A 22,838-nucleotide genomic window follows, 5' to 3' on the forward strand; every position below is an offset into this window, starting at 1 on the left:
TATCAATTAATTCCAAGCATAAATGGAATATTATAACGAATAAACTTGCAATCTATTGTGTATATGCCGATTAAATTTCTAACTACCCCCAGTCAAAAAGAAAAAAATACAATATACTTTGTTTCAAGATGTCTTTTTTTTTACTTCTTAAAGACCCAAAATTTTTGCAAAACAAAATTAAATCCTAATGAAACAATCAGTTCTACTATCAATTTAGAAAGCAAATAGTGACAGCTCAGAACTTCAACAAGAACATATATACCGGAAGATTTGAGCAAGATACTGCCCAATACGACGATAATAAATTTCCACAACTGACTACCGATAGACTGTCCTGTACGAGCAAACGACCAATATCTGTTTATGGTAAAATTGACAACAGCACCTAGAGCACCGCTGATAGCATTCGAAATGTGTGCTGGAACTCCCAATACGCTATAACAGAAAGAATATATCCCAAAATCTGCTACACCTCCTATAAAAGCAGACACTTGCGCCTTTAGAAATTCTTTCAGCTTGAATGCCATTTATCCTACATTTTGACCTTCTTCTCGCAACTTAGCTTGCTTCTCTTCTTTATCCTTCATATCCCCTAATGTCAATAATTTTTTTGTATCGCCCACATTGATAAAGAACAAAATGATACAAATCCCCAACACACTATAATCGATAGAACCTTTGACCAGAACCTCCAACAGAAGAACCAAGCAGATAATCACCCGTATCTCAGTAGGCCCCAACAGACCGGCATCTATAGTGTATTTGTCGGTAATACGATAACGCAATTGAGAAATAATCATCGCCCATCCATACAAGGATACTAACGCAAAGCCCAAATACTTAAAATCTCCTACCGTATAGAGAATATAGCCCAACCCAATAAACACAGTACTGACCCAATCCATGACAATATCTAGAGCAAATCCATACCATTTACGTGATTTATTGCGATAATAAGCGATACGACCGTCTAGTGAGTCTCCAAACCATTGAATGAAAAAACCAGGAATAGCAAACAGCAACAGATCTCTATTCACATATTCAGCCAACAGAAAACTGCCTAAAATCATCAGGGATCCTAAAAAACCTATCGCTGTCAAGCCATCCGAAGATATCCAGTTTGGTATTTTGGGCACCAAATAAGAAATCAACTTTTGTTCAGGCCGGCTTAAGATATTTGTACGTTTTCTGTCTTGGAATAGTTTCTTGTTAATTTTCTGTTCGATCATCATTCAATCATTTTAGAGCCAATTATTCTCTTTATACCACAATAATGTTTCCCGCAAACCTTTTTCCAGATCATATATAGGATTGAATCCTAACACTTCCTTGGCCTTAGAAATATCACATCCCCAGTTTTCTGCCGTCAATTCCTTCAGGCGCTCCGGATAGAGCACAGGAGTTTTGGAAGAACTTCTATACAGTCTTTGCGAAACATCCGCTACCACCTTTACCATGCCATAAGGCACGTGCATTCTCCACAATTTCTTTTGAAAGACCTCACGGAATATTTCAGCCATTCTATACCTTGAATACACCTGTCCATCCGTAATATTATAAAATTGCAGTCCTTCTTGAGGCAATACACACCCCTGAAGCAATACATCCACAAGATCTTTCACATACACAAAACTCAATTTTTGTGGTTTATTACCAATGTAAAGATCCAAACCGCGACTCATGGTCTCAAATACAAGAAATATATCACGCTCACGGGGACCATACACAGCTGTCGGGCGAAAAACAGAAATAGCCTTCTCTCCAAATTTTTCCTGTATCATCAATTCCGTTGCCGATTTGCTTCTTCCATACACTGTCAATGGACGATATGGCGAAGCCTCATGCATCCACGCAGAGGAGTCATAACCTATAGGCCCCAAAGCAGCCAAACTGCTCACATAGCAAACTCTCTCCAAAGGAAATTGAGCCGTAAAGGCAGCCTTCAGTATGCTTTCGGTATACCCCACATTGACATCCCACATAATCTCTTCGTTCTTGGCTCTTGTCAAAGCCGCAGCATGGATGATGTAATTATATTGTTCCCTGTCAAAAAGATATTTTAACGATTCAGTATCGCCGAGGTCGGGATAGACAAACTTATCAACAAAGGGACGGATATCTTCGATATTACTAGAAGGGCGGACAGCAGCATGCACTTCCAATCCCAGAGCCTTTGCAGCTCTCACAAGATGGTACCCCACAAAACCACTCGCTCCAGTAATAAATATTTTCATCGAACAAATTATTCTTTTCAAAGTGATGAAACATGTCTGCTTACCACAGGCATGAATTATTTTTCACTTCTTATATGTTTTTAGCAGCGTTCAAGAACTCTCCCGATGTAGCCTTCACGAGGCAGTGGGACGTATCAAAGTCGCTTAGCATTAGCTCATGCCTTTTATGTCCGTACGGATCATATTAAGTTTCTTTATGATGATAGAGCTTTTTCAAAAAGCCTGTAACGCTTGTAGAGATCGGCATTAATCTGCTCGATAGCATGGTTCATCAGATAATTATCATCTAGCATCCAAGAGCATTCGGCCTCCAAGATACCCGAAGGCATGGCATTCCGGATGAGATGACCATACAAACAAGCCTCTATTCCTAATTTTCTGTAATTTTCTAGTACACCCAACATCAATACACGCAAAGATTTTATTTTCTTCTTTCCAAACAATAATTTGAAAATACCTGTAGGCAACAGACGTCCTCTTTTTATTTTAATTAGAATCTCATTAATATTAGGAATACCAACCACAAAACCAATGATCTCGTCACCTTTTTCTGCGACTATACAATATTTAGGATCAACGATCATTTTCAAATCCTTAGCCGTATAATCAAATTCTTCGTCCGTCATAGGCACAAAACCCAAATTCTTATTCCAAGCCTTGTTGTATACAGACTTGATCTTTGCAGCTTCGTTCTTAAAATCCTTGAGATTGATTTCCCTCAAAATGATGCCCGAACGTTTCAAGCGCTCTTCCAGCTTATCCAGTAACAGTACTGAACGCTGACTAGCCTGATTTTTGGTCACTAGATACGCGCGGAGATCCGTTTTTTTATCAAAACCAAAACCTGTAATAAGATCTTGGTAATATGGATAATTATAGGGCATCATGGCCATAGGAGGACGGTCAAAGCCTTCTATCAATAAACCGCAAGTATCATTAGTGGTCAGGTTGATTGGACCTACCAGTGTATCACCTCCTTTATTTTTGATCCAATTTAGAGCAGCCCCAAGCAATTTGTCGGCCACTTCCTGGTCATTGATGCAGTCAAAAAAACCAAACTGTCCTTCTTGTGTCTGATTGAACGTATTGTTGTTCACATTCCAGATTGCTGCTATTCGCCCTACAATCTTCTCATCCTTATATGCCAAAAACAACTGTGCTGATGAATGCTTGTAAAAAGGATGCTTTTCTGGATTGAGCAGGTCTTCTTGCCCTAAAAACAACTCCGGAACATAATTGGGATCATTCTCATACAAGTCGTGCGGAAAATCGATAAACTTTGTACGTTGTTTCTTGTTTTCTACAGGTATGATAGTAATCATGTCCTTCACGATTTAGGTTTAACTGGCTACCGTTGCAATCTCCAATGCTTTGAAAACCTTAGCCATCTTTTCGACAGCCTCCTCTATCTGCGCAAAAGAATGCGTAGCCATTAACGAGAAACGTATCAGAGACTCCTCTGCTGGAACCGCTGGAGCCACGACCGGATTGACGAACACACCGTTATCTTGCAGCATTTTTGTAACAATATATGTTTTTTCGTTATTGCGCACAAAAATTGGAAGAATAGGGCTCTCGGTAGCACCAAGGTCAAAGCCATTATTCAACAACAATTTCTTTGCATAATGTGTATTTGCCCACAATCTCTCGATATGCTCTGGCTCTGTACGAATAATCTCAAGTGCCTTCAAAGTCGACGCCACCGAAGCCGGCGTCATACTGGCGCTGAACATCAATGATCGAGCTCGGTGCTTCAGAAACTCTATAGTATCCTTATCTGCTGCCACAAATCCCCCCAATGAAGCCAGAGACTTACTGAAAGTCCCCATAATCAAATCCACTTGATCAGTAAGGCCAAAGTGACTACCTGTGCCCGCTCCTTTCTCGCCGATGACACCTAGACTATGCGCATCATCACACAAGATAGCAGCATCATATTCCTCTGCTACTTTGATCAATTCGGGAAGATTCACAATATCACCTTCCATGGAAAAGATACCATCAGTCGCAATCAACTTCAAGCTGTCCTCAGGTAGCCGAGCCATTTTTGATCGCAGATCTTCCATATCATTGTGTGCATATTTAATGACTCTGGAAAAGGATAAACGACTACCATCAATGATGGATGCATGATCACGTTCATCCAATAGGATGTAGTCATTACGCCCTGTAAGACAAGACAGGGGGCCCAAATTGGATTGAAACCCCGTACTAAATAATATCGCAGCCTCTTTTCCGACATAATCGGCCAACTGTTCTTCTAATTCTACGTGGATATCCAGTGTCCCATTCAAAAATCTTGAACCGGCACAACCCGTTCCGTATTTTGCAAGAGCATTCTGCGAAGCTTCAATAATCCGAGGGTCTGTGGTCAACCCTAAATAAGAATTTGACCCAAACATCAAAACACGCTTGCCGTCAATCTGAACTTCCGTATCCTGCTTGGACTGAATGGGCCTAAAATAGGCGTACAAATCATTCGCCTTGATCGGCTCAAGCTCTCTCGTTAAGAACGCTGAGGTTCTTTCGCTTAATTTTCCCTTGCTCATACAGGTATATCTATTTCTCTTAACAATACTTCTTTTTACTTTTTGACCAAAAAACAATAATCGTCAAAATTATAAAACTATGGCCTATCTGTATATTTTTAGTCATTAAATGACGCTAATATAACATAATATAAGGGCATACAAATCCCTTCGGCCCAAATTCGATACGTTTTAATCGATTAAAAATCGTGCAAACATACAAAACTTCAACTTATTTTATTGTATCTACAAGTATTTAAAATAACATATAAATCTCATAAAGTTAAAGGATTGTTAACAAAACTGCAATAGCAAATATTTTAAGAACATCCAATGCATCCCCATTTACATCTTAAAATGCTTACCTTTGCCTACCAAATAATGTTTTTATATGGCTTTAGCACCTCAGATTAGTATAAAAAATAAAAGAGCATCCTTTGAATACCATCTGCTAGATAGATATACGGCTGGTATCTGCCTGTTGGGAACTGAAATCAAATCGATAAGAGAAGGAAAAGCCAATATCAACGACAGTTTCTGCACATTTTTCGAGGATGGACTATATATCCGCAATATGCACATCGCCGAATATTCCTTTGGCTCATTCTACAATCACGAAGCCAAACGTGACAGGAAACTATTGCTGACGAAAAAAGAACTGAAAAAATTGAAGGAAAAAGGTGAAGAAAAAGGATTCACCATTGTTCCCTTGCGGATATTCATCAGCGAGCGTGGTATCGCCAAGATGGAGATTGCGCTCGCACAAGGTAAAAAGGATTTTGACAAACGGGAAACCATCAAAGAAAGGGAAAGCAAACGCGAACTCAACCGGGCAATGAAACGCTAAGCTAATTACGTCCCGTCACTATCTCTGTCTGTTGGACCAAAGTGGTTTTGTACAACCGGATAGGAGTTTAATATCCATCTAAACCTAACCCTTCCAACACGGCGACTGGTTTTCTATCATCATCCAATGCCACAAAGGTAAATCTTCCTTGAATAGCCAGCTCCCTTCCTTCTTCGTACATGTGCTCCAGGTAAATTTCTACCTTAACCTTCAAGCTGGTACGCCCCACACTTTCCACACGAGCAATAGCCTCAATGATACTACCCGAAGGTATAGCTTTCTCAAAATCAATTTTATCGGTAGATACTGTCACCAACCTCTTTCGGCAAAAACGTGTCGCTGCCATAAAAGAAACCTCATCCATGATGGCCATAGCTTTGCCTCCGAACAAAGTATCGTGATGGTTGGTCAGAAAAGGAAAAACCGTCGTGCAAACTCGTGTTTCGGATAAATCAATTTTTTCTTGAAGTGTCATTCTTCTTGTTGTATTATATTACACCCTCACTCCCCTACCTCTATTCCGATACCTTTCAACAGCATCGAGGCATTGAAAACTGTGCATTTTCCATTCTTCAATTTGTAGTCAAAAAGCATTTCGCCATGCTGAACCTGTATATCAAAATGGTAGTTCTTGATCATCCCCGGATATTCTTCTTCCAAAGTTGACAGTTGCAAATCATGCGTTGCTACCATCCCTTTGCCTTTCATCCCTATCAATTTCTTGATAATAGCCCGTGACCCCAGGTACTTATCTACCGAATTTGTTCCTCTCAACATTTCATCTATCAAGAAAAAACTATCCGATGCCACTTCTACCACCCCTAATATAAATTTCATCCTATCCAATTCAGCCTTGAAAGTGGAAGTACTTTCGTTGAGATCATCTTTGATCCGCATATAAGTCACAAGACGATATATAGGTACACTAAAATAATCAGCACAGACGACTCCGCCTGCATACGCCAATACCGCATTGACACCGATCGTCCGCAGAAAAGTACTCTTTCCCGCCATATTGGACCCTGTGACTAAGGCCACACGATGATCGACCGCACTGTAGTCATTCGCCACAGCTTGTCCAGTCGGAATCAAAGGATGGTTCACCGCGCGGACTTGCAATCGATCTTCCTTTGGGTCATCCAGGATGACCGGATCACACCAAGTCGAATGGTTGTTACGCAAGGTGGCTAAGCTTAGTAACGCTTCAAAGTCTGCGATCACATCAAAGGTGTGCAAGACATTCCCTTCATAACTCCGCTTCCATTTTTGGATAGCTATCACTTGCTTGAAATCCCAAAGAAAAATCATGTTCAGGATGGCTCCTATCAAAATATTGTTGCGGGCATCCAATTTATCAACCAATAACCCTAGGTTTTTAAAGGCCCTTGAAAGTTTTTGGTTATCCGCTGTACGTAGTTCTTCTTGCAGTACCTGACTTAGCCCTGCCGAAAATTGCTCTTCTTCGATCATCTCAATAGCATCGGAATATGCAATCAGCGTAGCTCCAATTTTGTCAATCCGGCTCGAAAAATAACTCACCTTTCCCGCAAGAAATAAAGTCCATAATAAATGCACAATGACCAGCAACAACAAAATATTCCATATCGGCAACACAAATAAAGAAAACAGCACGCCCGCTAACAATAGAAAAGGAGCAACCGGAACATAAAACCGCATAAACGCATTCCCAAAGCGGAAAGCCTCATCTTGCAGATAACGCTGTAGAAAAGTCTTGATATTTACTTTTTGCCCCAAATTGAACAAAAGTTTGGTTTGGAGCATCTGTGTCCAAGCATGCTTACCGGCCAATTCCCGCGATGCTTCCTGCCGACGAAGTATGGCATCTTTGCCACTTGCTGAGGTCAACCAATTTGCCAAGCGTCCAACACCTTCAGGCGTAGCTGCCCTATTGATTTTTTCGAAAAGTGAATGCGGTCCAAAGACATCTAAATCAGATGCATAGGGATGCTTTCCATCTGCATACTCCACACCATCCAGATATATATTAGGCTGACCAGTTGCTACCTGTATCTCGTTCTCATTGACACGTAGAAAAGCTTTGGTCTCATCACTCTTCTTCTCCAATCGGCTCTGCCGTCTGACCAAGGCAGCAAAAACAAAAACAATGGTGAAAACGACGAGGAGCAACAGTCCTATATTATTGGTCTGAAAGACCTTGAACAACACAGCACCTCCTCCGACGATGACGATCAACCGAAAAAGGCTGTTTCTATTGATTTGTTTCTCCAAAAGCGCCAGTTCCTGTTTCGCTTTTTGAATGTTATTTTGATAAAAATCTTGCATCATGTATGTATACTATTACCATGCTTTGTCCCCAACCAACGGAACAAAACGGAAAGTATCGAGTTCAATACGTTCAAAATCATTCTCTCCCACCCGCAATATAGTGACCATTTTTTGCTCTTTCTCGTCTCCTACAGGGATGACCAATATACCGCCCAGCTTGAGTTGCTTGAGCATGACATCCGGCACAAAAGGTGCCCCAGCGGTCACAATAATCTTGTCATAAGGAGCATGTCGAGGTATGCCCTTAGAGCCATCTCCCAGAAAAAAATGTGCTTTATAACCCATATAAGGTAACACTTGAATCGTGCGGTTGTAGAGACTTTCCTGGCGTTCAATCGTGTACACCTCCGCTCCCAACTCCAAAAGAATACAGGTCTGATAACCTGATCCTGTTCCGATTTCCAGAACTTTATCTCCTTGTTTCACATGCAACAATTCAGATTGATAAGCAACAGTATAGGGCTGGGAAATGGTCTGTCCATCTCCTATAGGAAAGGCAATATCCCGATAGGCTTGTTTCCAAAACGTTTCGTCAAAAAAGAAGTGTCGGGGAACTTTACCTATGGCTCGCAAGACATTCTTGTCTTCAATACCCTTCTTCTCCAACTGTTTGACCAGTTGCTTCCTTGCTCCTTGTTCACGATAGTTGTCTACAAACTTATATGCCATTCTTCCCCAAAAATACCATTGTTAACCCATATTTTCATGTTTTAAATGTAAAACATTTGCGTTCAATTGCTTGGTAAGGGAATAAGGATCATAGAGGGGCAAAAACATTTTTCGTCTGTAATCAACAAAAAGGAAAAATTTAGAATTAGGCTTTTTTCAAAAAAAAGCCTAATTTGCCCCTATGAAAAAGATCATTCTATTATTCACAATTATCGTTGTCCTATTTACGACCACCACAGCACAACAAACAAACACAAATATTCTAAAAGTATTGGCCATCGGCAATAGTTTCTCTGAAGATGGTATAGAAAATTATTTGTACGACCTGGCCAAAGCGGCCAATAAACAGATTATCATCGGAAATATGTATATCGGCGGAGCTCCCGTCAAACGACATGTGGACAATGCCCAAAGCAATAAAAAGGCGTATGCCTATCGCAAGATAAATTTAGAAGGACAGAAAAAAAACACGAAAGGAGTCAGCCTTGAAGAGGCCCTAAAGGATGAGGATTGGGATTTTATTAGCCTACAGCAGGCCAGTCCTTTGTCTGGACAATACGATGTCATCATGCAAAGCTTACCTCAACTGGTTGAATACGTCAAAAAACTTGCACCCCAAGCCAAACTGGTTTACCATCAAACCTGGGCCTATCAACAGGATTCAAAGCACAAAGGCTTTGCCAATTACGACAAGAGCCAGACAAAAATGTACAACGGTATTGTAGATGCCACCAAAAAGATAGACAAGTCCAAGGTCTTTACATTTGTTGTTCCCGCAGGGACAGCTATCCAAAATGCACGTACGTCCAGTGTAGGAGACACCTATACGCGGGATGGATATCATTTGGAACTAAACTATGGAAGGTTTACAGCTGCCTGCACATGGTATGAAAAACTGTTCGGTTTGGATGTCCGCAAAAATCCTTGGAAGCCTGAAAAAGTCACAGACGTACAGGCCAAAATTGCCAAGGAAGCCGCGCATAAGGCTGTAAAAAAACCTTTCAAAGTTTCGAAAGTAAAGCTGTGAGTATATTAACCTTAGGAAAATGTAAGGATAGTTTTTACTGAGGGATAGGGATCACGATCTTGCAAACCGAAGTAAAGGGATAATATCTCCTGCGTCGGCAGATCGTATAGCCGAAAGATATGCCGACCTTGTATCACCCTGTGCGACAAGGTCGGCTGCACCCCAGGAAAACACAGGCTTCTTGAATATCTTATCGATAATAATATCTGCTATCAAACGGCTATGTCTTCCATTTCCATTGGGAAAACAATGAATGCTGACGATGCGATGTTTAAATCGTAACGCAATCTCATCCGGTGAATATATCTGGTTTTCTACCCAATAACGAGCATCATCCAACAGATATCTCAACTCCGTGCGGATAAGCCAACTTTTAACGCCGATATTTTTCTCGGTCGTCCTGAAACCACCTGCCCAAGCCCATACATCTCCATACATACGCTTATGTAATTGACAGATAAATTCTTCGGTCAGAATACGCTCTCTTTTGAGCGAATGGGAAAGTACCCATTGCATAGCTTGCTCAATGTTCTGCTGTTCGAACTCGTCGAGTTCCCCTTGTGTCGCAATGGAATCAATGAGCAGCCCATCGATCTCATTTGCATCCAAGGGTGTCTGTCCACTACTATACCGAAAGGCTAATCCCATAGTATCTTTGGCATTTCACGCGCTAAATCGATTGCTCTTTCTTCGATTGCTTTTTCAATACGATAATCGGAATTTTTCTGATTTTCCAGCTTCATCGTATTGGAGGTGCGCAATACAATTTCTTTTGCCAGTTCTTTTGCTTTGCGCTCTATCATAAGCTCCAAGGTACCATCCTTGGGTACGAAGCCATACACCAAATCCATATCCAAAGCTTTCGCAGCTTGGCGCAACGATTTAAGGGTCAAGGAGCCTTGTTGCTCTCTTCTTTCAAGATCTTGAACGCTTTGTTTGGTGATAGCCAATTTATCTCCCAATTGCTGCATGGACATTCCTAATGCTGTACGTATAGCTCGTATCCAGCCATTGGGAGGGACTGCTATATTTTTTATGGGAGCGAGTGCCTGCATTTTATCGCTCAAGTGCTGCACTTGTAATTTTTTCTTTGCCATGAGTCAGATTCTATCCTTACAATACACAACAAATGTATGGTTATATTATGACATTTAAAAATTTTTGTCAACATATATTATGACTTTTTATTAAAATAAGTAAGTTTATAATATGACAAAAATAAATAAAGGGCTTATGACTAGAATATGGGATGGTGATTGATTATGATCTAACTACTAATACGGATCTACGTCAACCTGTACATATACACCGGCGTTTTTTTTATCGAGTTCAAAGGCGGACAATGTATTTCTGATCAATTCTTTGACTTTGCCGATATGTATATGCACGCGTTCTATCTTCAGTATGATAGTCTGGATATAATGATTGCGTACACGGGAAACCAATGGTGGCTCGGGTCCTAGCACTCTATTGCCCAAATGGGTACGTAAGGCTTGAGCGAGTTTATGGGCTGAATCCTGTGCTTTTTCCTGGTCGGTATGTTTCACGTCAAGACGGATCAATCTTACAAAGGGTGGGTAATGAAAGTTCTTTCGCTCGGTCACTTCTCGCATAAACATCCCTTCGTAATCATGTTGTATCACTTGCTCGATAACACGATGTTGGGGAGTATAGGTCTGAATGATGACCTTGCCTTCTTGACTGCGTCGACCTGCCCTACCCGCCACCTGCTCGAACAACGAAAAAGCACGTTCGTAAGCCCGGAAGTCAGGAAAATTAATGATACCGTCTGCATTGATAATACCGATCAGGCTCACACGGCCAAAATCTAATCCCTTGGCCACCATTTGTGTACCGATCAATACATCAAATTCGTGGTTGTCAAAAGCATTGATAATCTTGTCAAAACCATACTTCCCTTTTGTCGAATCCAGATCCAATCGACCAATCCGTAGATGAGGCATGAGTATTTCCAATTCCTCTTCTATACGTTCTGTACCATAACCTTTGCTTTCCAGATGTGGCATACCACATGCAGGACAGATCTGAATGGGGTTTTCGTTGTGTCCACAGTAATGGCAATGCAGCATATCCGAGGTCTTGTGATAGGTCATGCTCACGTCGCAATTGACACATTTGGCGACGTAACCACAGGTACTACATTGGAGAAATGTCGTATGCCCACGTCTGTTCTGAAACAGGATAATCTGTTCTTTCCGCTCCACTGCCTGCGAGATGCTTTCCAATAGAGAAAGACTAAAATAAGCTCGCATCTCATCTTTACGGCTGGCCTCTGCGATATTTACGATCTCAATACTAGGCAATTGGGCGTCTCCATAACGCTTCAGAAGCTGTACCAAGCCATATTTGCCAGCTTTAGCATTGTAATAGCTCTCTATAGAGGGGGTAGCTGAGCCCAACAATACTTTGGCTCCGTGCATTCCGGCCAAATAAATAGCCGTATCTCGTGCATGGTAGCGGGGAGCCGGATCAAACTGCTTGTACGAGGTTTCGTGTTCTTCATCCACAATGACCAGTCCCAGGTTGGTAAAGGGCAGGAATACAGCCGATCTAGCTCCTATGACGACCTTAAATTCGTCGTTGAGTACCTTGTGCCAGACTTCAGCTCTTTCATTGTCATTGAATTTGGAATGATAAACCCCTAGCTGATTGCCAAAATGCAGTTTCAACCGTTCGGTGATCTGTGTGGTCAAGGCGATTTCGGGCAGTAGGTACAAGATATTTTCACCTTTGGCCAACACTTCCTCTATCAGCCGGATATACAACTGTGTCTTGCCCGAAGCGGTCACTCCGTGTAGCAAAACAACTTCCTTTTCAGAAAAAAGCGATTTTATTTGTGAAAGAGCAGTAGATTGCTCTTCGTTGAGCGTAAAATCCTTTTCCACCAAAACATCTACCCCCGCAAAACGGCTAACGACCCTCTCGTGTACTTCCAAAATACCCTTGTCGATCAGACCTGTAATTGCTCCTGCTCCACAGCCCGAAGCCTCCATAATATCCTGACGGCTGATATGGTCATGTTGTTTGCGCAATTGGATGAGGGCAAGCAAAGCATCCTGTTGCTTTGGAGCCCTGTTCAAGCTATCCAAGACTAGACGTAACCCCTCCGAATCCGCATATTCGGATGCTAAGGTCAGAAAGGTTTTGGTTTTGGGTTTATAACGCTCCTTGATTTCCTCGGAAATCAAAATAAATCCTTTTTCAAAGAGTGATCGCAGCAACGGAAATACGGTCTTCTGCCCCAGAATCTTTGCTATATCGCTGATTCGCAGTTCACCGGCTACGTCTAGTGCTTCCAACACCATATAGGCTTTATCGGACAATACCGCCCTATCAAAATCCCCATTGTCGGCTGCGACAATCTTGGTTTCCGAAGCCATCTTCAAGGCTGCCGGCAAAGCAGCCTGCATCACCTCACCCATATGGCACATATAATATACGCTGATCCATTCCCACAGCTCAAACTGCTTGGCTTGGACAATGGCCTGTTCGTCCACGACATCCAGAATATATTTTGCTTCGTATTGTACGGGAGCTTCTGTCGAAATCGATCTTACCAAAGCAGCGTAGATTTTGTTCTTGCCGAATTGTACGATGACACGCCCCCCTACAGATACACGAGAGGACATCTCAAACGGGACACGATACGTGTAGGTCTTTGCAATAGCCAAGGGCAAAATGACCTCTACAAAATAAGTCGTACGCTGTGCAAAAAGTTCGGTCGTGGACATACACAAACTTAGATAAAATTATCGAATTTCAACGACCCACACCCATTGCCTTGAACTTCAGCTCAAGGCAATGGATGATCCCTCAACACCTCAGCTACCACAAAATTGCTCCCGCCAATAAAGATGAGATCGCCTGTCTTGTAATTAGACTTAGCCTTATGCAAAGCATTAGAAACTTCACCGCATATATAACCATGCAGATCATACATTGCAGCCTTCATTTCCAGTTCTTCGGCTTCCATAGCGCGTGGCATATCTGGACTGCAAAAATAGTACATCGCATCTTTGGGTAGGTAAGGCAACATATGATCCAAATCTTTGTCTTTCATTGCACCAATAACAATATGAAGCTGGTTATAAGATATATTTTGCAGGTTTTTAATAACTTCTTTTATGCCGTCTTCATTATGTCCCGTATCACAGATCACCAAGGGATCCGTGGATAAGGTTTGCCAACGACCTTGAAGACCGGTAAGTTTTTGTACGTTAGCCAATGCAGTATATAAGGTTTCGCCTGAAATGTCGAAATCCTTCTTTCGAAGCTCGTCAACGACACTAAGTACTCCCAATATATTCTTCTGCTGATAAGAACCTGTCAAATCCAACGTAAACTCCCGACAATCTCCTTTCTCACACACATCCACAACTTGTGTGCTTGCAGTCTTTTCCTTCAAGGACAACACATACTTTTGATCCGCAAATACAATCGGAGCATTCAACTGTTCGGCGATAGCCCTAAAGACAGGAGCAGTGATCCCATTGGTCTCGGAGATCACTACAGGTATCTCCTTCTTGATGATGCCCGCTTTTTCCTGGGCAATCTCTTCCAAGGTATCGCCGAGGATATTCATATGGTCCATGCCGATATTGGTAATCAAAGACACTTCGGGCTGAATGATATTCGTACTGTCAAGACGACCGCCCAAGCCCACTTCAATCACGGCTACATCGACCTGCTGTTGAGCAAAGTAATCAAAAGCCATTGCCACGGTCACTTCAAAAAAAGAGGGTTGTACTTCTTCTATCAGATCCTTTTGGCTATTGACATAATCTACCACAAACTGTGCGTCAATCCATTCACCATCGACACGGATACGCTCTCTAAAGTCCACTAGATGAGGCGAGGTGTACAAGCCTGTTTTATAACCTGCCGATGCCGAGATAGCGGCGAGCATGTGGGAAGATGATCCCTTGCCGTTTGTACCGGCCACGTGAATGGTCTTATAGGAATTTTGCGGATTGCCAATAGCATCGCATAAAGCGATAGTACGGTCGAGATTTTCCTTATAGGCCGAAGCACCATCACGCGTAAACATTGGTAACCGATTGTATAGGTAATCGATGACCTCTGTGTAGGTTTTCATAAAATGAAAGTTATATTTATTCCGATGTAAAATCCAGTATCACCATCCCCGCTTGAGATACAGGGGCATTAGCTAATGTATTTAATTTCGCTTTTCTTAATGCCTGTTCACATTGTTCTATGCAAGCTCGACTTGTTATTGTACTTCCTTTTAGTGTATAACTTGCAAAAGTTATATTCCCTTTATTATCCACCTTAAACTGTATAGCTATTTTTCCATCCGGAAGCCCTTCACACTTAGGCCATACCGGAGGAACTACAAACCTGCGGTTTTCAATAGACAACATCATATTTCCAAACCCAGAACCCCCTTCACCATAATTACTATCCATAGGGTCTCCCAATGCCGAACCTTGGTTGCCCGGCGTATTACCGGTACCGTCACCTCTTCCTGTTCCGTTATTTGATTTGCTGGATTTAAAAAGCGCTTTTTCATTTACAGTAGGTGCAGCTTTCTTCTCCTCTTTCGTCGTCGTAGTTGCCGGATTGGTGACCGGTTTTTCAGTTTTGGTAACAGCCAGAGCCTCTTCCATATCCTGCGTGGCTACAGCTTTATCGGATACTTGATGGGTAGGGGTCTCCTGCGGTGTAGTAGTTGGATTGATTCTGTCCGGTAACGCATCATTGGCATTTTCAGACATTGAGGGTTCCTCTATACTCATGTAGTCGTCTCCCATACCTTCTTCAGATGTACCATAATTGACAATAATCCCACCCATACCATATTCGGGAAGCTGAGGCTGTCCAAAGACAATGAAGAAACCTATAAGGGCCAAAACAGCCATTACAGCAGTAGAATAACCCAAGGCCTTGGGCATATTATTCTCTTCTTGATATTGATGATAGTACATATACTGACTCCTTAACTGTTTGACCGATAAAATGTTTAATCGTTTAATCGATCTAATTTCTTAAGGGCAAAAAATGTTTTGCCCCTACATACTCAAACCTCTAATCTCTTTTAGGCTCTGTAGCCAACACCAACTTTATTTTGAGACGATTGGCCACATCCATGACCGAAATTACATTTTGGATCGGCACAGTGCTATCTGCATACAACATGATTGTCACTTCCTCACCTGGTGTTATTTCCGACTGCAAACGTTCTTCCAATGCTTCCAATGGAACAACCTGCTTATCTACATGGTACAACAGGTCACCCGTGATGGATACCGTCACGGTCTTCTTGGCCACAGACTGTTCCCCGGCACTCGACTTCGGAAGCAAAAGTTTGACCACCTGCGGGTTGGCCACAGCCGAAGCCAACAGGAAGAACAACATCAAAAAGAACATGATATCGTTGAGTGCAGCGGTATGCACTTCAGCAGTTGGCCTATTTCTTCTATTTCGTAAATTCATTTTAATCAGTTGTCAGTAATCAGTGGACAGTAATCAGCCTCTGATCAAGTTCGCAAATCGCATTACTCAATACGCAATACCAATTAAGCTCCCGGCTCGTCCAATAGATCGATGAACTCTACTGCCTCAGTCTCCATGCGAAGGATCAAGCGCTCGACCATCATATTCAAGACGTGATAACCGATATAAGCCAAGATACCGATGGTCAGACCGGACGCCGAAGAAACCATCTTGACATACAGACCTCCCGATACCGATGCAATATCGATACCTCCGGCAATCTCCACTTCACGGAAAATCTGTATAACGCCAAAGATTGTACCCACGAAACCAAGCATAGGTGCAATACCGGCGATGATACCCAGGATATTGATATTTTTTTCCAGACGGGACACTTCCAGTTTTCCCGCATTCTCAATAGAAGCTTCTATATCTTTGATGGGACGTCCGACACGGGTCAATCCTTTTTGCAGCATACGGGCCAATGCCGAATTGTTCGAACGACAGACAGCTATGGCCGAATCCAGCTTTCCACTCAGCACATTACTTTTTATCTGTGCCATCAATCCGCTATCGGTCTTGGAAGCATTGCGAATGGTAATATACCGCTCAATGAAAATGACCAATCCCAAAAAGAAAAGCAGGATAATGGGTATCATAATCCATCCACCTTTCATCAATAACTGGATAAGGTTCAGGTTCTCCTGCGGAGCTGCCAATTGAATAGCTTGCTGTTGTACTTGATTCAACGTATCTACTGCTACAGCGTCTTGTAATAATGACATAGTATGTTATATTAATATATATTGTTTACTTTATAATATTATCGCAACTTATCCCCCCAAGCATCAGCCTTTATATGCTTTCTCACGTATCGCAAAGCCGAATCCCGCTCTTCTTTCGTGGCGTATGTATCCCAAATGACCCTTTTCAGATTCTTGGCCAGATTAGGTGTAATTACCCGAACGGATTTATGTCCGTCTTTGTTGAATGCTTCAGCCTCCTCATAAGCTTTGGCCAAGGTAGGATGAGTTCCAATGACAACGGTGTACTTGTGTTGCACGGCGGGCGTATCCACCGGCACTTGTACCACCTCATTTGGCAAGCTGTCCAGAGGCTCGACCAAGGTATCTCTTTGTGACAATATATCCGTCGTATCCACTTGTGGAACGGTATCTTGTGCCGGACCGACAGTAGTGGCATCTCGCTTTGGAGCCCCCTGATAATATTGACTGTAATAATAGTACAGACCTGCTATAACCAAAACTGCCACAGCAGCAATCAAGCCATAAATAAAAGACCTATTGTTAGAAACCTCTTCCTCCTCTTCAAAAGCGGTCTCTGCAGCGTCTTCTTCCACCGAGGTCTCCACTATCTCTTCTTCCTTTTGGTTTTCGACGGGAGGTTCTTCCGTCACAGCTTCTTCCTTAGGGTCTTGGTTGCTATCCGCAATAGAAGTTTGTGCCACAGGGGGGGCTTCGACAGCAGCAAAGCCAAAACCACTCAGATCCAAAGGCTTAAAAACATAACTATTGCCATACCCGATCAATTGCCCCAAGTTATCCAACATCACTTGCCCTTGCGTCAATACCTGCCCCTGAATATGCGAAACAGCATCCGCTACTTTTTGCTCCGCCTCAGTCCGTTCACAACCCTCCGTTTGTTGGATATAGGTGATCAGGTCATAGCCATCGGTTGCTTCCGTATCCAATTCGATAAAGGTCACCGGTGGTAGATACACATTTTTATGGGCATCAAAACTAGCTGGAGTATGCACCCGCTTGAACACACCGAGCCCTTTCACATAGACCGATGTGTTCTTCTTCAATAAAACGTGTATTTGTTTTCCTATATTCATCGATATCCCTTAAACGCTAAAGTCCACAAATTTATGATCTTCTATGCTTAAAACGAAAAGTTGACACCTCCAATTAAATTAAAACCTAATCTTGGGTAGTATAAATAACGTTGATATTCTTTGTTGAAGATATTATTTGCCTTGACAAAGATACCCAAATTCGATAAAGCTTTATACTCAGCACCTGCACTCAGATCAAAGAAAGACGGGAGAGTCACGGTATGATAATCGGTTGAATAAATAGGACTTTCCGTCTGATCGTAGGTATATGCTCTGCCGTAGGACGAATCGTGGAATAACGCCTCTGCATCGATATACAATTTTTCAGAGATATTGAAACGTGCATTGGCTGCCAGTCGGATTGCCGGCGTAAACCAGGCTTCTTCCTGTTTAGCCATTGTATAGCCATCCAAATTTAGGCGTCCGCCTAGATTGACCAATTCGGACAACCGGACATTGATCTCTCCTTCGATGCCAAAATAACTTACCTTATCATCTCCGTCACCGTCATAGACGAGATCAAAGCGAAAAGGATTGTCTTTGTTGTTGACAAACAATGGCATACTTTCCAGCGATTTGTACATGACCTTGGCCTTGTAGCCGAATGTAGCTCCCGCATTCCCCTTGATACCGCCGAAGATATTCAATCGCTCGATCATGTTTTGGAATCCCTGTTCAGGGCCCAAATAGGGATTGAGTTGTGAAAAAGCACGGTAAGAAGCTTTATGTACACCACCATTGATTCCTCCAAATAGATGAATATATTCAGGCACAAGCGAAAAATCAATCTCCGCAGATGGGAAGATATTAAACCTACTCGAATCGCCAAATTCAGACACCAGATTCGCACCAAATGTCAAGGTATAGTTCTTTCCCTTGAAAGCAATATAAGGGTTGATACTGGCCAATGAATTATTCAGCTTACCGTCTTTGGCTGTATTGGATGTCCCATCCAAAGCATTCACATCCACAGCTACATTTGCCCCTATATTGAACGTACGTACACGCTTGTTGAGATAGGCCGACAGAGCCAATGAATTTTCCTGCGAAGAGAACTTATCTTTAAATGTATAGGCATCGAGTTTGGCCGAATAAGAAAATGCTTCTTCATTCTGCGGATCGAAATTGCTGCTCAGCTCTCCCGTAAAATAAATGTCGTTGAATCGCTGAGGCTCTTTTTCCGGATTGAGCGAAGTTCCGTCTACAGCTTCCGGAATACCATAAAAACGTGTTGCATACCGATTATATCCCAATACACCGTCCACCGTAAAATTGGACAATACCCTTCTACCAAAGACACCTACTTCCTGGCGGGAAAACTTCTGCTCATCAAGACTCCCTTTTTGATTCAAGTGCTTGACAAAGCCTCCGAAGCGGAGATCCTCGTAATCTTCGATCGCAATATAAGCTTCTCCCAAAATAGTATTAAAATTGCCTATCCCCAATTTGACGTAGTTGCTCGTGATATCTTCATTCCTTGTAAAAGGCAGCTCCTGCACATTCAGCTCCTTTAGTCCCGTGTTGATATCCAACTTCTTGTCCACGATATTGCCATAGCTCAGTTTTGGCATATAGCTACGCTTGTTGGTCATATCGGGACTACGGCGGATCTTGACCGCATCTGCAAGAATAGGTTTATAGTCTCGAACGATATTGAACGAATCGATTGTCACCGGTTTGGTCGGATCCTCCTGCTGCGCCAGTGCCTGATGTCCTAACCCAAGTAACAATGCTACAACAGCACAATGCTTAAAAGCGGTTTTCTGCAACTTCATCTGTATCTTCCTATTTCTTGTTATTTCAATTTACTTAATTGCTCTTTTGCCGTTTTGACAATTCCGTCCTCTTGGTCTTCATAGTTGTCTATGATACTTTCCAATGTAGCCTTGGCCTGGAAGTTATCACCCTTAGCAGCATAAGCATTTGCCATCAAGATAAAACCTTTTGCTACCCAATAGTCATACGATGAAAATGTATTGGAAATATCCATCGCCGATTCGATAGTCTTGTCGTATTGTTTGGCCTTAAACTGTTGTTCAGCTACAAGGTATCTTGCCTCTGCACCGGTCACGGTCTTACTCTTCAAAGCGGCCAGATTCAATTCCTTGGTCGCATCTGCTGCTTTGTTGGTTGCTAAATAAGCTTTTGCAGCATAGAGGTGGGCACGGGCAATATCTTCTTCCGAGGACTTTTCATAGTTCTTGACCAGATTGACATAATTCAATGTCTCTATATAGTCGCCGATATGAAAGTAACTTTCCAACAGGTTATTGATGGCCCAGCCATAGTTTTCCTTGTATTCGGAGGTCAGCTCCAGTTTTTTCAAAACTTGTACGGCCTCGTTATATGCCTTGTTACGCAGGTGTAGCTTAGAGACACTGACCAATGTACGCTCGGTGTACGCACTGGTCCAGTCGTTCATGATAATGTTGTAATCGTGCAACGCTTCCTTATCCTTGCCCAGTGCGGCATAACTTTCTGCTCGGATGAAGCGGGCAAATTTCTCTTGTATAGGTTTTGGAAATTTATCAAAATAAGCATTCACAGCCTCTACCGCACCTTGCCAATTGCCACGTTCGAAAAGATTGCGCGCTACCGAAAAGGTGTAGGCATCCTGCTCCGACGTTGTGAGGTTTCCGATATTGGTTGAGGTAGCGTATCTGATATAGCCTGTAGCATCATTGTTGTCCAAATAGATATTTTCGATGGAACGGATAGCTTGCTTGGCCTCATCCGTGATAGCGTATTCATTGACGACCCGTTGGAAGGTAGCCAATGCCGCATCGTTATTACCTTGATTGTACTGCACCAGACCAATGGTCAGCAAAGCCCGAGGGACATAAGAGCTACGTGGGTACTTCTCGACCATGGCTTGCAGTCCAGAGATCGCCTTGTCATACTCATGTGTCAAGAAATGCGTATAAGGAACCTCAAAGGCTACATCATCGGCATAATTCGAGTTCGGAAACTTTTCGATGACGGCGTTCAATGTAGCGATTTTCGCTGCTGTATTGCCCTGCAGGCCTTGGATAATCCCTCTTTGGAACAAAGCATAATCCTGGCTCTGTGCCTTCGCACTGATCAGCCTGTCGTAATAGGTCAGCGCACGTTCGTAGTTCTTGGCGCCAAAATAAGAATCTGCCAAACGTGCAATAGCATCATTGCGTGTATTCAGATCTATACCATCCGGACCAGCTCCCGACAAAAAGCGTTGGAAATAATTGGCCGCCGTATTGTAATTATCATTCCGAAATGCAGCATAGGCCAAGGCATAGTTTGCATAGTGGTAGACATCCGTATTCTTAGCGGCAGGCAGTTGCAGGAACTTATTGAAATTGGCCACGGATTCTTTGTATTTGCGCACCTCATACATAGCTTCGGCTTTCCAATAGGTAGACAAAGCATAAATCTCTTCATCATAACGATTGCTTTCCGAACGCATAAACATCGAGATGGCATTTTCAAATGCCCGTTCGTTGTAGTATTCCAATCCCCTATAGTAGGTTACTTTTTGGTAGGCAGCCTTGGATTCGCGGGTAGTCAAATCTATAGATTCCAACGCGTCTACTGCCGCACGATAACTTTTTGTGCTCAACAGCACCTCAGCCAACAACGTTTTTGCTTCCTCTTTACGGGATTGAGGGTAGGTAGTGATATATTCCTGTACGGCATCCAAGGCGACTTGATGAAAATCCAACTCGTAGGACAACTTGGCGTAATTGAACAATCCCTCTTCTTTGAGCTGAGGATCAAAATCCAACTTAGAAGCCCTAAAAAATGCATTCCGGGCAGATTGCTTATTGTCGGTTTTCAAAAAAGCATCTCCCAGTGTGATCATGGCACTCTGGTAGTACTCATCGGGTTCGGTCATTTTTTCCAATTCCGTGATGGCTTTCTCGTAGTCACCAAGCTTGTAGGCAATGTAACCGATTTGATAACTGTCCTGATTGTTTTGTGTTTTACCTTGATCTTGGGCTTGGAATTTGTCGTAATATTCCTTTGACTTGGCCAGATCACCCTTGATAAAATAGGTCGCTCCCACAATCCGAAACATCTCTGTCTCGTGTTCCTGCTTTGTGGTCTGCAAGATTGGCAAGGCGTAATTCAATACATCGTCATAACGCTTGTCCAAGAAATACAAAGCTGTAATATAATAAGGGTAGCTGTTCTCAAATGTCTTGGAACCGTTCAACCGCTCAAATTCATTCAGTGCTGTTTTATATTCTGCATCCAGATAGGATAGATATGCATAGTAATAGATAGAAGCCTCTTGATATTGGCTCTTTTCGTCCTTTAGACGCTCAAACAAGGGTTTGGCGGCAGGATAATCATTGGTCATAAAGTAGGAATAGCCCAATTTGAACCTATATTCGGTATTTTCAGCCCCAGCCAGGTTTTTTGAATCGATCTTGGTAAACCATTCAATGGCTTTGGCATAGTCCTTCTTGGCATAATAAGACCGGCCCATCTGAAAAAAGGCCGCTTTGGCATGCGCTCCTACCGGATAGTCCCGGATATACTTCAAAATCTGACTTTCGGAGTCACTTTCCTCCAATTCCAATGCACAAACGGCTTGATAGAAACGTACAGTTTCTTTGATCAGTGACAATTCTTCCGTCTCATCGAGCTGCAACGTAGATTTTGTACGTATCTCTTCTACTTTGTCAAATTGCTTGGCCGCAGAGCTGAATTTTCCCCGTTCGAATAGTTCCAGCCCTGTCTTATAAGCCCTGTTGATATCCTGCCAAGCCGTCTGTTGCCCCAACACCGGCACAGCCAACAAACTAAAAGCAACACCTAATCCGTAAATCTTTTTGCGCACCATGAAATGTAAAATCTTAAATCTTATCTTCTGCCGTATAAACCTTAAAATATCTTCAAAAAGACACTTTAT

20 protein-coding genes are annotated in these 22,838 nt (G+C 42.5%); 2 read left to right on the forward strand and 18 right to left on the reverse strand.

Features of this window, described 5'->3' with window-relative positions; genetic code table 11:
- Positions 1–140: 140 nt before the first annotated feature.
- The 5 genes from G5B00_RS15185 to spt form a co-directional block, all read right to left on the reverse strand.
- A complete protein-coding gene (locus G5B00_RS15185; protein WP_163877308.1) occupies positions 141–527 on the reverse strand; it encodes a GtrA family protein in 387 nt (128 codons plus the stop codon).
- Complete coding sequence (locus G5B00_RS15190; protein ID WP_317168854.1) at positions 528–1,232, reverse strand: CDP-alcohol phosphatidyltransferase family protein; 705 nt, start codon at positions 1,230–1,232, stop codon at positions 528–530.
- Between the two features lie 9 nt (positions 1,233–1,241).
- Positions 1,242–2,234, reverse strand: coding sequence for an NAD-dependent epimerase/dehydratase family protein (locus tag G5B00_RS15195; protein ID WP_163877311.1), 993 nt, complete (start codon positions 2,232–2,234; stop codon positions 1,242–1,244).
- Positions 2,235–2,428: 194 nt separating this feature from the next.
- Complete coding sequence (locus G5B00_RS15200) at positions 2,429–3,556, reverse strand: hypothetical protein (protein WP_163877315.1); 1,128 nt, start codon at positions 3,554–3,556, stop codon at positions 2,429–2,431.
- Between the two features lie 18 nt (positions 3,557–3,574).
- Positions 3,575–4,783: a serine palmitoyltransferase gene (spt, locus tag G5B00_RS15205; protein ID WP_163877317.1), complete on the reverse strand. Its 1,209-nt coding sequence runs from the start codon at positions 4,781–4,783 to the stop codon at positions 3,575–3,577.
- A 370-nt stretch (positions 4,784–5,153) separates the two neighbouring features.
- Here spt and smpB point away from each other — a divergent pair, with 370 nt between their 5' ends.
- On the forward strand, positions 5,154–5,609 hold the full coding sequence (gene smpB, locus G5B00_RS15210) for an SsrA-binding protein SmpB (protein ID WP_163877320.1): 456 nt from the start codon (positions 5,154–5,156) through the stop codon (positions 5,607–5,609).
- Between the two features lie 67 nt (positions 5,610–5,676).
- Here the strand turns inward: smpB and G5B00_RS15215 are convergent, their stop codons facing one another.
- The 3 genes from G5B00_RS15215 to G5B00_RS15225 are packed head-to-tail and all read right to left on the reverse strand — an operon-like array spanning position 5,677 to position 8,585.
- Positions 5,677–6,084 carry an acyl-CoA thioesterase gene (locus G5B00_RS15215; protein ID WP_163877323.1) on the reverse strand — a complete coding sequence of 136 codons (408 nt, stop codon included), beginning with the start codon at positions 6,082–6,084 and terminating at the stop codon, positions 5,677–5,679.
- A gap of 26 nt (positions 6,085–6,110) precedes the next feature.
- Positions 6,111–7,916 carry a MutS-related protein gene (locus G5B00_RS15220; RefSeq protein WP_163877326.1) on the reverse strand — a complete coding sequence of 602 codons (1,806 nt, stop codon included), beginning with the start codon at positions 7,914–7,916 and terminating at the stop codon, positions 6,111–6,113.
- 12 nt (positions 7,917–7,928) lie between these two features.
- A complete protein-coding gene (locus G5B00_RS15225; protein WP_163877330.1) occupies positions 7,929–8,585 on the reverse strand; it encodes a protein-L-isoaspartate(D-aspartate) O-methyltransferase in 657 nt (218 codons plus the stop codon).
- Between the two features lie 181 nt (positions 8,586–8,766).
- Between G5B00_RS15225 and G5B00_RS15230 the strand changes: the two genes are divergently transcribed.
- Positions 8,767–9,612, forward strand: a complete 846-nt coding sequence (locus G5B00_RS15230) for a DUF4886 domain-containing protein (protein ID WP_163877332.1) — start codon at positions 8,767–8,769, stop codon at positions 9,610–9,612.
- Positions 9,613–9,663: 51 nt separating this feature from the next.
- Here G5B00_RS15230 and G5B00_RS15235 read toward each other — a convergent pair whose 3' ends face one another.
- The 10 genes from G5B00_RS15235 to G5B00_RS15280 all read right to left on the reverse strand — a co-directional run bounded on the left by G5B00_RS15235 (position 9,664) and on the right by G5B00_RS15280 (position 22,769).
- Entirely contained in the window at positions 9,664–10,260 is a 597-nt protein-coding gene (locus G5B00_RS15235) for a mobile mystery protein B (RefSeq protein ID WP_163877335.1), read from the reverse strand.
- Positions 10,251–10,709, reverse strand: a complete 459-nt coding sequence (locus tag G5B00_RS15240; RefSeq protein WP_163877338.1) for a mobile mystery protein A — start codon at positions 10,707–10,709, stop codon at positions 10,251–10,253. Before G5B00_RS15240 ends, G5B00_RS15235 begins: the two co-directional genes overlap by 10 nt.
- Positions 10,710–10,886: 177 nt before the next feature.
- The gene (gene priA / locus G5B00_RS15245) at positions 10,887–13,364 is read right to left on the reverse strand and encodes a primosomal protein N' (RefSeq protein ID WP_163877341.1); all 2,478 of its coding nucleotides are present in this window, start codon (positions 13,362–13,364) and stop codon (positions 10,887–10,889) included.
- A 62-nt stretch (positions 13,365–13,426) separates the two neighbouring features.
- Positions 13,427–14,728 (reverse strand): bifunctional folylpolyglutamate synthase/dihydrofolate synthase, encoded by a 1,302-nt coding sequence (locus G5B00_RS15250; RefSeq protein WP_163877344.1) that lies wholly within the window; start codon positions 14,726–14,728, stop codon positions 13,427–13,429.
- Between the two features lie 16 nt (positions 14,729–14,744).
- On the reverse strand, positions 14,745–15,578 hold the full coding sequence (locus G5B00_RS15255) for an energy transducer TonB (RefSeq protein WP_163877346.1): 834 nt from the start codon (positions 15,576–15,578) through the stop codon (positions 14,745–14,747).
- A gap of 100 nt (positions 15,579–15,678) precedes the next feature.
- Positions 15,679–16,086, reverse strand: coding sequence for an ExbD/TolR family protein (locus G5B00_RS15260; RefSeq protein WP_163877349.1), 408 nt, complete (start codon positions 16,084–16,086; stop codon positions 15,679–15,681).
- 83 nt (positions 16,087–16,169) lie between these two features.
- Positions 16,170–16,871 carry a MotA/TolQ/ExbB proton channel family protein gene (locus tag G5B00_RS15265; protein WP_163877353.1) on the reverse strand — a complete coding sequence of 234 codons (702 nt, stop codon included), beginning with the start codon at positions 16,869–16,871 and terminating at the stop codon, positions 16,170–16,172.
- Positions 16,872–16,909: 38 nt separating this feature from the next.
- Positions 16,910–17,944: a hypothetical protein gene (locus G5B00_RS15270; RefSeq protein ID WP_163877356.1), complete on the reverse strand. Its 1,035-nt coding sequence runs from the start codon at positions 17,942–17,944 to the stop codon at positions 16,910–16,912.
- Between the two features lie 47 nt (positions 17,945–17,991).
- The gene (locus G5B00_RS15275) at positions 17,992–19,719 is read right to left on the reverse strand and encodes a hypothetical protein (protein WP_163877359.1); all 1,728 of its coding nucleotides are present in this window, start codon (positions 19,717–19,719) and stop codon (positions 17,992–17,994) included.
- 20 nt (positions 19,720–19,739) lie between these two features.
- Positions 19,740–22,769 (reverse strand): tetratricopeptide repeat protein, encoded by a 3,030-nt coding sequence (locus tag G5B00_RS15280; protein ID WP_163877362.1) that lies wholly within the window; start codon positions 22,767–22,769, stop codon positions 19,740–19,742.
- Positions 22,770–22,838 lie beyond the last annotated feature (69 nt).

Source organism: Parapedobacter sp. SGR-10, assembly GCF_011030405.1.
GTDB lineage: Bacteria > Bacteroidota > Bacteroidia > Sphingobacteriales > Sphingobacteriaceae > Sphingobacterium.

Coding starts and splice junctions, on each gene's coding strand:
- G5B00_RS15200 (WP_163877315.1), bottom strand. CDS start 3,556: ATGATTACTATCATACCTGTAGAAAACAAGAAACAACGTACAAAGTTT.
- G5B00_RS15235 (WP_163877335.1), bottom strand. CDS start 10,260: ATGGGATTAGCCTTTCGGTATAGTAGTGGACAGACACCCTTGGATGCA.
- smpB (WP_163877320.1), top strand. CDS start 5,154: ATGGCTTTAGCACCTCAGATTAGTATAAAAAATAAAAGAGCATCCTTT.
- G5B00_RS15240 (WP_163877338.1), bottom strand. CDS start 10,709: ATGGCAAAGAAAAAATTACAAGTGCAGCACTTGAGCGATAAAATGCAG.
- G5B00_RS15190 (WP_317168854.1), bottom strand. CDS start 1,232: ATGATGATCGAACAGAAAATTAACAAGAAACTATTCCAAGACAGAAAA.
- G5B00_RS15185 (WP_163877308.1), bottom strand. CDS start 527: ATGGCATTCAAGCTGAAAGAATTTCTAAAGGCGCAAGTGTCTGCTTTT.
- G5B00_RS15215 (WP_163877323.1), bottom strand. CDS start 6,084: ATGACACTTCAAGAAAAAATTGATTTATCCGAAACACGAGTTTGCACG.
- G5B00_RS15260 (WP_163877349.1), bottom strand. CDS start 16,086: ATGAATTTACGAAATAGAAGAAATAGGCCAACTGCTGAAGTGCATACC.
- priA (WP_163877341.1), bottom strand. CDS start 13,364: ATGTCCACGACCGAACTTTTTGCACAGCGTACGACTTATTTTGTAGAG.
- G5B00_RS15220 (WP_163877326.1), bottom strand. CDS start 7,916: ATGATGCAAGATTTTTATCAAAATAACATTCAAAAAGCGAAACAGGAA.
- G5B00_RS15225 (WP_163877330.1), bottom strand. CDS start 8,585: ATGGCATATAAGTTTGTAGACAACTATCGTGAACAAGGAGCAAGGAAG.
- spt (WP_163877317.1), bottom strand. CDS start 4,783: ATGAGCAAGGGAAAATTAAGCGAAAGAACCTCAGCGTTCTTAACGAGA.
- G5B00_RS15250 (WP_163877344.1), bottom strand. CDS start 14,728: ATGAAAACCTACACAGAGGTCATCGATTACCTATACAATCGGTTACCA.
- G5B00_RS15195 (WP_163877311.1), bottom strand. CDS start 2,234: ATGAAAATATTTATTACTGGAGCGAGTGGTTTTGTGGGGTACCATCTT.
- G5B00_RS15265 (WP_163877353.1), bottom strand. CDS start 16,871: ATGTCATTATTACAAGACGCTGTAGCAGTAGATACGTTGAATCAAGTA.
- G5B00_RS15230 (WP_163877332.1), top strand. CDS start 8,767: ATGAAAAAGATCATTCTATTATTCACAATTATCGTTGTCCTATTTACG.
- G5B00_RS15255 (WP_163877346.1), bottom strand. CDS start 15,578: ATGTACTATCATCAATATCAAGAAGAGAATAATATGCCCAAGGCCTTG.
- G5B00_RS15275 (WP_163877359.1), bottom strand. CDS start 19,719: ATGAAGTTGCAGAAAACCGCTTTTAAGCATTGTGCTGTTGTAGCATTG.
- G5B00_RS15280 (WP_163877362.1), bottom strand. CDS start 22,769: ATGGTGCGCAAAAAGATTTACGGATTAGGTGTTGCTTTTAGTTTGTTG.
- G5B00_RS15270 (WP_163877356.1), bottom strand. CDS start 17,944: ATGAATATAGGAAAACAAATACACGTTTTATTGAAGAAGAACACATCG.